Source organism: Clostridium sp. 29_15 (assembly GCF_001916075.1).
Lineage (GTDB): Bacteria > Bacillota > Clostridia > Clostridiales > Clostridiaceae > Clostridium > Clostridium lentum.
The window spans coordinates 1-12,661 of record NZ_MNRT01000033.1 but is presented as its reverse complement, the minus strand read 5'-3'; the positions used below and the strand labels follow the sequence as shown (position 1 = coordinate 12,661).

General features: G+C 27.9%; 11 protein-coding genes and 1 tRNA gene. 4 read left to right on the top strand and 8 right to left on the bottom strand.

Going from position 1 to position 12,661, the window contains the following annotated elements; genetic code table 11:
• Positions 1-3: 3 nt before the first annotated feature.
• The 4 genes from BHW04_RS07010 to proB all read right to left on the bottom strand — a co-directional run bounded on the left by BHW04_RS07010 (position 4) and on the right by proB (position 3,481).
• Entirely contained in the window at positions 4-600 is a 597-nt protein-coding gene (locus BHW04_RS07010) for a SanA/YdcF family protein (protein WP_302699270.1), read from the bottom strand.
• A gap of 129 nt (positions 601-729) precedes the next feature.
• Positions 730-1,176: a GNAT family N-acetyltransferase gene (locus BHW04_RS07005; protein WP_302699269.1), complete on the bottom strand. Its 447-nt coding sequence runs from the start codon at positions 1,174-1,176 to the stop codon at positions 730-732.
• 242 nt (positions 1,177-1,418) lie between these two features.
• Positions 1,419-2,663, bottom strand: a complete 1,245-nt coding sequence (locus BHW04_RS07000; protein WP_302699268.1) for a glutamate-5-semialdehyde dehydrogenase — start codon at positions 2,661-2,663, stop codon at positions 1,419-1,421.
• 11 nt (positions 2,664-2,674) lie between these two features.
• A complete protein-coding gene (gene proB / locus BHW04_RS06995) occupies positions 2,675-3,481 on the bottom strand; it encodes a glutamate 5-kinase (protein WP_302699267.1) in 807 nt (268 codons plus the stop codon).
• A 272-nt stretch (positions 3,482-3,753) separates the two neighbouring features.
• Between proB and BHW04_RS06990 the strand changes: the two genes are divergently transcribed.
• Positions 3,754-5,124, top strand: a complete 1,371-nt coding sequence (locus tag BHW04_RS06990; RefSeq protein ID WP_302699266.1) for a YjiH family protein — start codon at positions 3,754-3,756, stop codon at positions 5,122-5,124.
• Positions 5,125-5,160: 36 nt separating this feature from the next.
• On the opposite strand, the gene BHW04_RS06985 is transcribed toward BHW04_RS06990, so the two are convergent.
• From BHW04_RS06985 to BHW04_RS06975, 3 genes are all read right to left on the bottom strand, one after another.
• Positions 5,161-5,235 (bottom strand) — tRNA-Glu (locus tag BHW04_RS06985).
• 170 nt (positions 5,236-5,405) lie between these two features.
• Positions 5,406-7,100, bottom strand: coding sequence for an ABC-ATPase domain-containing protein (locus BHW04_RS06980; protein WP_302699265.1), 1,695 nt, complete (start codon positions 7,098-7,100; stop codon positions 5,406-5,408).
• Between the two features lie 14 nt (positions 7,101-7,114).
• Entirely contained in the window at positions 7,115-7,693 is a 579-nt protein-coding gene (locus BHW04_RS06975; protein WP_186835164.1) for a DUF1836 domain-containing protein, read from the bottom strand.
• A 214-nt stretch (positions 7,694-7,907) separates the two neighbouring features.
• Between BHW04_RS06975 and trhA the strand changes: the two genes are divergently transcribed.
• From trhA to BHW04_RS06960, 3 genes are all read left to right on the top strand, one after another.
• Entirely contained in the window at positions 7,908-8,555 is a 648-nt protein-coding gene (gene trhA, locus BHW04_RS06970; RefSeq protein WP_186835163.1) for a PAQR family membrane homeostasis protein TrhA, read from the top strand.
• Between the two features lie 119 nt (positions 8,556-8,674).
• On the top strand, positions 8,675-10,264 hold the full coding sequence (locus tag BHW04_RS06965; protein ID WP_022211242.1) for an ABC-F family ATP-binding cassette domain-containing protein: 1,590 nt from the start codon (positions 8,675-8,677) through the stop codon (positions 10,262-10,264).
• A gap of 117 nt (positions 10,265-10,381) precedes the next feature.
• On the top strand, positions 10,382-11,281 hold the full coding sequence (locus BHW04_RS06960) for a phosphatidylserine decarboxylase (protein ID WP_302699264.1): 900 nt from the start codon (positions 10,382-10,384) through the stop codon (positions 11,279-11,281).
• 92 nt (positions 11,282-11,373) lie between these two features.
• Here BHW04_RS06960 and BHW04_RS06955 read toward each other — a convergent pair whose 3' ends face one another.
• Entirely contained in the window at positions 11,374-12,504 is a 1,131-nt protein-coding gene (locus BHW04_RS06955) for a Card1-like endonuclease domain-containing protein (RefSeq protein WP_186835162.1), read from the bottom strand.
• Between the last annotated feature and the right edge of the window lie 157 nt (positions 12,505-12,661).

Sequence of the window (12,661 nt, the reverse complement as noted above, 5' to 3'; positions counted from 1 at the left end):
AGTTTATTCTTTCCTCTTTTTCAGTGAAAAGTTAACTAAAAAGAAATCTTTAATTTGTGCCAATCTTTCTCTTTTTCTATATTTTTTCATTCTATCATATTGCCTTAAGTCTGAAGCAATACCATATGCTTCAACCCCAATCCTCCTAGCAATATAAATTGCTCTTGGCAAATGATATCTATTAGTTGATATTATAGCTTTATTAATTTTCAATTTATCTTTTGCTCTAAAAATACTATCGTAAGTACAATAACCATATCCATCAAGAATTATATCTTTTTCTGCAATATTATACTGCATTATCCAATTCTTCATAGAAAATATCTCACTATAATCTTCATCTCTATGTTCACCTGTTAAAAGAACTTTTCTACATATACCTTCATTATACACCTTTGCAGCTGTAAATAACCTATCTTTTAATATATCACAAGGAGTACCATCAGGCCTTATACCAGCACCAAGCACAATAATTACATCATAAGACTTTGGAAGCTCTTTTAAATTTACTATATATTTTCTTTCATAGTATTCATATATACCAAATATAGTTAATATAGTTAATATTAAAAACAAACAAAATGCGATTAAATAAACCACTTATTCTCACCTCTTTTTTCTTTGTACCATAGTATGATATCTTTTTTACTTTTGTACTTATTTTTTATTGCTTGTAAATTTTTCTTGTATATTTATATAGAAAAAAGAGTTTAGTCAATACTAAGCCCACTATAATTCAATTTTCATTTTCACATGAGGGATACCAACTTCATCATATACATCTGATATTATCTTAAATCCAACACTTTCATATAATCCTTTTGCATAAACTTGACCTGATAATACTACAGTATCTTCATGCAACTCTTCTTTTATAAATTTAAGAGCCTCTTTTATCATTATTAGTGCTAAGCCTTTCCTTCTATAATCATTTAGCACTAATACTCTTCCTAAAGATATATTATTATAGGCAACTCCTGCAGGCACTATTCTACAATATGCTACAACTCTATTATTATCCATATAGAAAACCTGATAACATTCATTATCTATTCCATCTAATTCAGGTTCTTGAATTATTTTTTGTTCCATTGCAAATACTTCAAACCTTGATCTAGCTATTTCATACATCTCCATAACTGTAAGCTCATTAAATTTACAAATCTTAAATTCCATAAAATTTCTCCTAATGTTAATTTTTTTAATTTATTTATTAATATGACACTAAATTGACATATTAATAAGTTATTATAATATTATAAAGTAGTTAAAATTTATTATTACTCCTAACCTAGAGTTATTTATCCCCCTAACTTAATAACACTAGGATTTTTTTCACTTTAAGAATTAATAAACTTTAAAAATTTTTGAAATATATCAAAATAAGAAATAGGCATATAAAAAATGCCTATTTCTTATTATCTTATTTGTCCATTACCAAAAATAATATACTTAATAGTTGTAAGTTCTTTAAGTCCCATTGGCCCTCTTGCATGAAGCTTTTGGGTGCTTATTCCTATTTCTGCTCCAAATCCAAATTCCTCTCCATCAGTAAATCTTGTTGATGCATTAACATATACAGCTGCTGCATTAACTTTTTGAAGGAATATTTGAGAGGCTTCATAACTCTTAGTAACTATAGCTTCTGAATGCCCTGAACCAAATTTATTTATATGATTAATAGCTTCATCTATATCTTTAACTATTTTTACACCAATAGTATAATCTAAATATTCATTATACCACTCTTCTTCAGATGCTAAAATAACACTATCATCTAAGGCTTTTAGTGATTCATCGCCTCTTATTTCAACACCATTTTCCCTTAATGCTTCAAAGATAATTGGCATAAACTTTCCTGCTATCTTTTCATTAATTAATAACTTTTCTGCTGCATTACATACTGATGGTCTTGAAGTTTTAGCATTAACTATAATATTTTTTGCCATTTCAAAATCACAATCTTCATCTACATATATATGGCAATTTCCTGTTCCAGTTTCAATAACAGGTACTGTTGCATTATTAACTACAGCTTTTATAAGACCTGCTCCCCCTCTAGGTATTAATACATCTATATAATCATTTAGTTTCATCATTTCTGTGGCAACTTCTCTAGATGTATCTTCTACTAATTGTACTGCATCTTCCATTAATCCTACAGACTTTAACCCTTCTCTTAACGCTTCTGCAATAGCTTTATTAGAATTTATTGCTTCACTTCCACCTCTTAAAATCACAGCATTTCCTGATTTAAAGCAAAGTCCCGCTGCATCACTAGTAACATTTGGTCTTGCCTCATATATAATTCCTATAACACCCATAGGAACTCTCTTCTTACCTATTTGTAATCCGTTGGGTCTAGTCCACATTCCTAAAACTTCGCCTACAGGATCTTCAAGTGCCGCTACCTGTCTAAGACCATTAGCCATACCTTCAATTCTTGCTTCATTTAAAGCCAATCTATCAAGCATACTTTCACTAGTTCCTTTTATTCTTGATGTTTCTAGATCCTTCTTATTGGCTTCAATTATTACTTTAGAATTTTCAATAAGAAAATCTGCCATAGCATATAATGCATCATTTTTATCTTTAGAAGAAAGATTACCTAAAATATAACTTGCTTCTTTAGCTTTCTTCCCTAAACTAATTAAACTACTCATATTTACCTCCCCTACTTTTTAATAAATAACGTTCCTATTTCCTCTCCATTAACTATATCAAAAAGAATTTTTGGATCATCTCCATTAACTAATATCATATCAACCCCAAAATTTGTAGCTGTTTTAGCAGCTGTTAATTTTGTGGCCATTCCTCCTGTTCCAAAACTTGTTCCTGCTCCTCCAGCACATTCTTCTAATTCTCTAGTAATTTCAATTACTTCCTTAATCATCTTTGAATCTGGATTTTTTCTTGGATCAGAATCATAGAATCCATCTATATCTGATAATATTATTAATAAATCTGCTGATACTAATCCTGCAACAATTGCTGATAAATTATCATTATCACCAAACCTAACTATATTTTCAATTTCATCTATAGCTACTGTATCATTTTCATTTACTATTGGAATTATTTTATTTTCAATTAATGTCTCAAAAGTATTAACAACATTTTTTCTTATATGGTCATCTTCAACTACATCTCTTGTCAACAATACTTGCCCTACTATATGGCTATATTCCCCGAACAACTTACTATATATATGCATAAGCTCACTTTGCCCAACAGCTGCAGCTGCCTGTTTTTCCTTTATTGTTTTTGGTCTTTCTTTAAGTTTAAGCTTATTTACCCCTACGCCAACAGCTCCTGAAGTAACAAGAACTACTTCTTTACCGCTATTCATTAAATCTGATAATACTCTAGTTAATTTTTCTATTCTTGATAAATTTATATTGCCATTGCTATATGTTAATGTTGAAGTCCCTACTTTGACTACTATCCTCTTATGGTTTTTAATATTTTGTCTATAATCCACTATCCCAGCTCCTACATAGTTTTTCTTATCCTTTTATGTTTATGTTCTATCGAAATAAAATAATAAAGTATTTTTTATTTAATTATAATTACTTTTATTCTATTTTTCTATATTTTTAATTACAAAGCTATATTTATCCTTAAATTTATCCAAACTATAATTAAATATTTAACTTTTTTGCACATATTCACTCTTGATTTTTAATATTTTTGCATATAGAATGAATACTAGTGTATATTTATAAATTTTTAATATATGTAAAGGAGGAAGAAATGGAAGGTTCAAATATAAAATATAATTCAAATTCTAATATAAAAAACAATTTAAAATTTATACTACCTTCTTTATTAGGAATAATTCTTTTTATGATTCCTATTAAGTATAATGACCAAATAACTATTCCAGTAGCTATTTTTTCAAATGCTTTAGTAAACTTTTTAGGTTCATCATTAATTTACATAATAACTTTTATTTTAGTAATTTCTGCTGTAATTAGTATAATTACTAAAATATTCAAGCCAAAATTCATTTTAGAAAATAGCTTTTTAAAAACATTATTTAATGTTGGACCTTTATGGCTTTTAGCAAGAGTATTTGGTGCAATATTTAGTTTATTAACTCTTTTTGGTATAGGTTCTGAATTTATTATTGGAGATTCAACTGGTGCCTTTGTGTTAAACGATCTATTAACAGTTTTATTTTCTATTTTCTTATTTGCAGGTTTACTATTACCATTACTTTTAAATTTTGGACTTTTAGAATTCTTTGGTGCATTATTAACAAAAGTTATGAGACCAATATTCAAATTACCTGGACGTTCATCAATTGATTGTATCACTTCATGGCTTGGTGACGGTACACTTGGAATATTGCTTACTAGTAAGCAATACGAAGATGGATTTTATACAAAAAGAGAAGCTGCTACAATAAGTACTACTTTTTCTGCTGTATCAATTACATTTAGTTTAATAGTTATAAGTCAAGTTGGACTTTCTCATATGTTTATTCCATTTTATTTAACAGTTTCTTTTGCTGGAATTGTTGCTGCTATAATTGTTCCAAGAATACCACCTTTATCAAGAAAAAGTGATACGTATTATAATGACAATATTAAGGAAAATTTAGAGGTAATTCCTGAAGGATATAACTCTTTTTCATGGGGATATAAAAATGCATTAGAAAAAGCTGTTAACGCTTATGATATAAAAAAATTCTTTACTGAAGGATTTAAGAATGTATTAGATATGTGGCTTGGAGTTTTACCTGTGGTTATGTGTCTTGCTACACTTGCTTTAATAATAGCTGAGTATACAACTATATTCCAGGTATTAGGTACACCTTTTATACCTATTTTAAAACTTCTTCAGGTTCCTGAAGCTACAGCTGCATCTCAAACATTAATTGTTGGCTTTGCAGATATGTTATTACCATCTGTTTTAGCTGCTAATACAATAACTAATGAAATGACAAAATTTATAGTTGCTTGTGTATCAGTAACACAACTTGTATATATGTCTGAAGTAGGTGGACTTTTACTAGGGTCAAAAATACCTGTAAATTTAAAAGACTTAATACTAATATTTTTGGAAAGAACTTTAGTTACACTACCAGTGATAGTATTAATAGCAAATTTACTATTTTAATAAAAAAAGCAGTATCTCCGTACTGCTTTTTTTATGTGGTGACCCGTAGGGGAATCGAACCCCTGATTGCACCGTGAGAGGGTGCCGTCTTCACCGCTTGACCAACAGGCCATTATTTCTTTATATAACTAATATTACCATACTTTAAAAATTTATTCTACATTTTTTATTAATTTTTCTATAAATTTACATATAAGTAAAAAATTAAGAATTAATGAGGTGAATTAAAATTCATAACTCATCATTCTTAATTTATAATTATATAAGTTTATCTTTAAAAATTATTTTTTAATTTTTAAAGTTCTAAGTCTGTTTATTGCACAAAGTATTTCTTGTTTTCTCGGCATAGCCAAACTTCCATTTCCACCTTTTATGTTATCTATACCTATTAAATTTTTAGTAATATCCTTTTCTATTTCATCTGCTATTTTTTCAATGGTTAAATCTTTGCCAGAATATTTATCTTCTATAAATTTAATTGCTATACCAATAGTATTTATTTGTTCACCATCAACAATTTGCTCCACTGACTTTAAATCAATATTCTCTTTATTAATAGATAACCCATCTTTTCCTAATGTTTTAATCTTAATACCTTTAGGTCCTTCAGAAATAGAGCCCTTATCTAAAACTCTTCCAAAATCAATACTTATATCTAAATCATCTCTTAAGCTTACTTTTCCTCTGCTTAATTCTTTTGCCTTAGCTGTCACTTCATATGGTTCATAACTATCCATCTGTATCACTAAATCTGCTATATCAAAGAAATCACCACAACTTCCTGCTACCAAAATAGTTGAAATTCCTAATTGTTTATATAAACTTTTTGCCACATCTATGAATGGAGTTATTGGCTCCTTTTCCTTAACCACCAGCTGCTGCATTATATCATCTCTAATCATAAAGTTAGTAGCTGATGTATCTTCATCTATTAAAAGAACTTTAGACTTACTTTCTATTGCTTCAATAATATTAGCGGCTTGAGAAGTACTTCCACTGGCATTTTCCGTATTAAATTTAATGGTATCTTTTCCATTAGGCAAATTATTAATAAATAAAGAAATATCCATTGATGTTATTGCCCTACCATCTTCAGCTCTTACTTTCAATGCACTTTCATCTGTAATTACAAACTCTCTGCCATCACCTTCTATATGATTATATATACCTAATTCTAATGCCCTTAATAAAGTTGATTTTCCATGGTATCCCCCTCCTATAATAAGAGTTATTCCTTTTGGTATTCCCATCCCTTTTATCTTCCCTCTATTTGGCGTATCAAATTCCACTTCTAAAGCTTGTGGTGAAATAAATTTCTTACCATTTCTTAATGGCCTTGCAGAAACACCACTTTCTCTAGGTAATATTGATTCATTGGCCACAAAAGCTACCAACCCTTTTTCCTTAAGATTTTTTCTTATATAAAACTGATCTTCTATTAATTTAACTCTATTAATTAAATTTAATTTATTAATATTTTTATAAATAAATGTATTTTCCACTATGTTAGGAATTATATTAAATATTATCTTTTCTAACTCTCTTGCTAACACGCTTCTTCCTCTAGCTGGAAATCCTACATAAAATCTTGCTTCAAAAAAATTTTTATTTCTTATAATTGCTGTTCTTTCTAATATTTCTTGTGGACATCTACTTATTTCAATTAAACCACTTTTTCCAGAACCAAATATTTTCTCACTCTGATTTTTGATATTTTTGCTAAATAATCTAGTTAAAAAATCACATACAGCAACTTCCTTATTCTTATTATCAAATAACTCTTCAGGAATTTGAGCAATTTTATTATCAATAATAATCCTTACTCTTGATGGTGAAGCAAATGGATCTCCCTGAACATGATCTATGGATAAAACATATTTTTTAAAATCATATTTTCCTTCTAATACTTTATATGCCTTATACCCTTTACCATCAATCTTAAAAAGTTCATTTTTAAGCTCCACAGAACTCTTCATTTCTCTTTCTCCTTTTATTCATTATTTTTTGTAAAAAACTCATCTATTAATTTTTCACTGGCTCTTCTATACATATTACTCATATTTACTAATGAACATAAAAGAAGAAAATTCTTTTTATAATCATTTGATAAATTCTCTGATGTACAAACTCTATTATCCAATTCTTCTATTTTTTCTTTAATACTACTTTTAAAAATTTCTTCATCCTCTTTACTTTCATATAAGTAGTCATTATATAACTCTCTTAAATCATTAGATTTTTCTTCACTATAATTTGCTATAACTTCATCAAGGCTAATCTTAATATCATTTATAGATAATGCACCTTTTAAATTATAAATAAAAGCCATCATAATAAGATGTTCTTTAGTATATTTTTTATTTTTAATAGGTAATAATAGTTTACCCTTAGCATAATTATTAATCATTGTTTTAGTTAATATCTTTTCTTCATCATTCCTCTTTAACGAAGAAAGTTTATTTTCAAAAAGTTGTATAACTTGATCCATATATAAATCAAGCTCTGGCATTTCTTCCAGTTCAATTCTATTATCAAAATTCATTTCATTAAAAATATCTTTAACTTCCATAATACCTCCATATAGTTTCTAAAACTATATCATACAGTTAATATAATTTAATATTAATAGTATTTTATTAAAATTTCAATGTTAATCTTATTTTTCAATAAAATATCCCAAAATTTCGAGATTAATGACTTTTGACATATATCTATATACATCTCATAATATTAATATAATAATAAGTAGTTTAAAAAACCATATTAATTGTGAGGTGCTTTTGATGATAAATAAACTTAGAGAACCTATAAATTCTATTACTCATTTAGCTGGAGCAATACTATCTTTTATTGCATTAATCGCTATGCTATCAAAAGTTGTATTAACTGATCCAAACTTTACTTCTATAATTTCTGTTACAATATTCGGTATCTGTTTAATATTACTTTATACAGTTTCTGGAACATATCATGGAATAATGTCTAGTGAAAAAGTTATTAATTTTTTCCAAAAATTAGATCATTCAATGATTTTCGTTTTAATTGCTGGATCTTATGCTCCATTTTGTTTAATTTCTTTAAGAAATTCAATTGGATTGCCTATGCTTTTAATTATGTTTACTATTGCAATAATTGGTATAGTATTTAAGCTTTGTTGGTTTAATTGTCCAAGATGGTTACAAACTTCTATGTATATAGGAATGGGCTGGGCCTCAATTTTTATGCTAAAACCGCTATGTGCTAATCTTCCTGTCATGAGCATATTTTGGCTAGTACTTGGTGGCGTACTATATACAATTGGTGGAATAATCTATGGTGCAAAGCCTGCTAAATTAAAAATCGGTAAATTTGAATTTCATGAAATTTTTCACATATTTATTATATTAGGAAGCTTAAGTCACTTTATTTCAGTATTTTGCTATGTAATATAGCAATGTTTTTTTACAGTTTTCTCACTAATTTACTATCCTAATATTGCATATTTTCATTTATTTAATATTAATTTATGTTATAATATCGAAAGAATAATAAATGAAATGAGGTAGATTTAGTGATAAATGTATTAAACGTTAGTTTAAGATATGGTTCTCGTAAATTATTTGAAGATGTAAATATAAAATTTACTCCTGGTAACTGTTATGGTGTTATAGGTGCCAATGGTGCTGGTAAGAGTACATTTTTAAAAATATTAGCTGGAGAAGTTGAACCAAACACTGGTGAAGTTGTAATTGCTCCAAATACTAGAATGTCAGTCTTAAAACAAGATCATTACCAATATGATGATTTCGAAGTTTTAGAAACTGTTATAATGGGTAATAAAAGATTATATGACATAATGAAAGAAAAAGATGCTTTATATGCTAAGCCAGATTTCACAGATGAAGATGGTATTAAAGCATCTGAACTTGAAGGTGAATTTGCTGAGTTAAACGGATGGGAAGCTGAATCTGAAGCATCATCACTTTTACAAGGTTTAGGTATCGGAACTGATATGCACTATAAAAAAATTGCAGAACTTACAGGAGCAGAAAAGGTAAAAGTATTACTTGCTCAAGCTTTATTTGGAAATCCTGGAATATTAATCCTAGATGAACCTACTAACCACTTAGATATTAAATCAATTAGATGGCTTCAAAACTTCTTAGGTGACTTTGAAGGTACAGTTATAGTAGTATCACATGATAGACACTTCTTAAATGAAGTTTGTACTCACATGGCTGATGTTGACTTTGGAAAAATAAAATTATATGTTGGTAACTACGACTTCTGGTATGAATCAAGCCAATTAGCTGCTCAAATGGCTAAAGATCAAAACAAGAAAAAAGAAGAAAAAATTAAAGAATTACAAGACTTCATTGCTAGATTCAGTGCTAATGCTTCTAAATCTAAGCAAGCCACATCTCGTAAGAAATTATTAGATAAAATCACTTTAGATGATATTCAACCATCAAGCAGAAGATATCCATTCGTTGGATTTAAACCTGAAAGAGAAGTTGGAAATGATATCTTAACAGTTGAAGGATTAAGCAAAACTATCGATGGTGTTAAAGTATTAGATAATGTAAGCTTCAGAGTTAATAAAGAAGACAAGATAGCTTTCGTTGGTAACGAAATTGCCATAACTACTTTATTTAAAATAATCAATGGCGAAATGGAACCAGATGCAGGTTCATACAAATGGGGAATTACAATAACATCTGCTTACTTCCCAATGGATAACTCTGAATACTTCAATGATTGTAACTTAAACCTAGTTGACTGGTTAAGACAATATTCTGAAGAAAAATCTGAAAGTTATATAAGAGGATTCTTAGGTAGAATGTTATTCTCTGGAGAAGAAGCTTTAAAACAAGCTAACGTATTATCAGGAGGAGAAAAGGTTAGATGTATGCTTTCTAAAATGATGCTTACTAATGCTAATGTCTTAGTTTTAGATGGTCCTACTAACCACTTAGACCTTGAATCAATCACAGCTGTAAATAACGGATTAAAGGATTATAACAGCAATATTTTATTTGCTTCTCATGACCACCAATTCGTTCAAACTATAGCTAATAGAATAATAAGAATTGATGACAATGGTTCAATATTCGATAGATCTATGTCATATGATGAATTCTTAGAAAAATTCAGCTTATAATTTATATATTTTATTATTAAAGTGGCTTTTGCCACTTTTTTATTTATCATATTTTTATGAAAATGTGATAATATGAATAATATACATACTAAAAATCTTTTATTGAGGTATTAAGTGATGATACGAATTTACAACAGAAAAACAGGAAAATATGACATTGAAAAGGTGGCTGGAGAAAAATATATTAAATGGACATATGAATCTCCTTTAGGCAAAAGCTTATTAGAACTCTTTATAAAAAGAAAGCTTTTTTCAAAAATTTATGGCTTTTATTGTAATACGAAATTTAGTAAAAGAAAAATTAAATCATTTATCAACTCATTTTCTATAGATATGAGTAAATGTGCTGATAGTATAAATACTTATAAAAGTTTTAATGATTTCTTCATAAGAAAGCTACTTCCAGAAGCACGACCTTTTGATAAAAATTCAAATACACTTATTTCTCCCGGTGATGGAAGATTACTAGCTTATACTAATATATCTATGGAAAACTTAGTACAAGTAAAAAATATTCATTATAGCCTGGCTGAATTATTAGAAGATAATGCTCTAGCAAAAGAATATGAAGGTGGAACATGTTTAGTCTTGAGATTATGTCCAACTGATTATCACCGTTTTCACTTTATTGATAATGGAGTTCCTTTAGAAAATCACTTTATAAAGGGTAATTATTATTCTGTAAATCCTACAGCTTTAGAAAGAGTTGCTAAACTTTACTGCCAAAATAAAAGAGAATGGTCTATTTTTAAATCAGAAAACTTTGGAGATATAATTCATGTAGAGGTTGGTGCTACATGCGTTGGATCAATAATTCAAAGCTACTGTCCTAATAAAAAAGTATCAAAAGGTGATGAAAAAGGATACTTTAAATTTGGTGGATCAACAACTATTCTCTTCTTTAAACCCAATACTGTAGACATAGATGAAGATATCATTATACAATCTTCCCTAGGCTTTGAAACAGCGGTACAAATGGGAGAAAAAATTGGGGTTAAATGGCCTTCTACTATTTAAGAAGCAACTTAACTAAGTGAATACAAAGAAACATTCACTGCTTAACTATAAAATTAGGAGCAGTACTTTTTAGTATCTGCTCCTTTAAATTATCAATTTTTAATTATATTCTTTATTGTGTTGATAAATTTTTTTTCATTGCCATCAAATATAACAAGGTGTATTCCCATTTCCTTTGCTCTCATCTTTACTGGTTCTTTTATTGGCTCTTTTGTAGCAACAAGAATCTTATAAGCATTTTCCCCGCCTATCTTACTGGCATAAACATTTAATTCATTTAAAGCCATTTCATTGTACTTATCACTATCTTTACAAGATATACATATAGGTACTGAATCCTTTACTGCTATTATATCCAATTCATTTCTTACTGTTTTTCTACCATTATTCCATAAAAAAATAACGCCATTCCTACATTCATCTATTTCTTTAATATTCTTAAGTAAATTATTAGTAGCTATCTCTAACCATGTTCCACTTTTAAAGATAAATCCCTTAATATAGTTATTTAAAAAACGCACCTTTACTTTATCATTATTCTTGCTAAAGGCTATTTCATTCATTTCCTTCATCTTATTAAGTATTAAATCAAGAAGATTCCTCTCTTCATCTTCAATTCTACTATAATCTATATTAATAATTTCAGGATTATTTTCTTCATGTAGAAAAATTGACTTATCATATAATTTTTGTTTATGTTTATTCCACAAATCTAAATTATTATAAATTTGCTTTGAAAAATATATTAAATCATCCTTTAAACATAATTCATAGGAATCATCTACTATATTTCCACCAAAACCTTTTATTATTGATAGTAAATTTAAATCTTCTATTTCTTCATTGACCTTTAATAACTGTTCATTAAAACTGTAGATAAATTTTTTTCTTATATCTGTATAAAAACATTTAATTTTACTTTCTTTACATAAACTCAATAATATTAATGAATTTATTCGCTTTCCACCAGTAAGGTTAATAACCATATCATCTTGTTTATATTTTTTAAGTATATTCCTCAAGCCATCTATATTACCTTCAGTAACTATTTCTTCATATAATTTTATATCGGAAAAATTTGATGAATAATATTCCCTTATACTTTTCATCAAATCTATCTGTTCAGTATCGTATAAAAACAATACTTCCTCTATTTTATTTTTAATTAAATAAATAATACCACTTTCATTATGTTCGTCTAATTGATTTATCAACAATGCCATATAATTACCGCCTTATATAAACTTATATTATTAATTTAACCATTGTCAAAAAAAATATAATAAAAAAGTGGCTTTCGCCACGCTCCCTTCGGGAATTTAATTTTAAGTATTCTAAAAGGCATAGAACTAACATCGGTTCTATGCTATATTTTTCCTA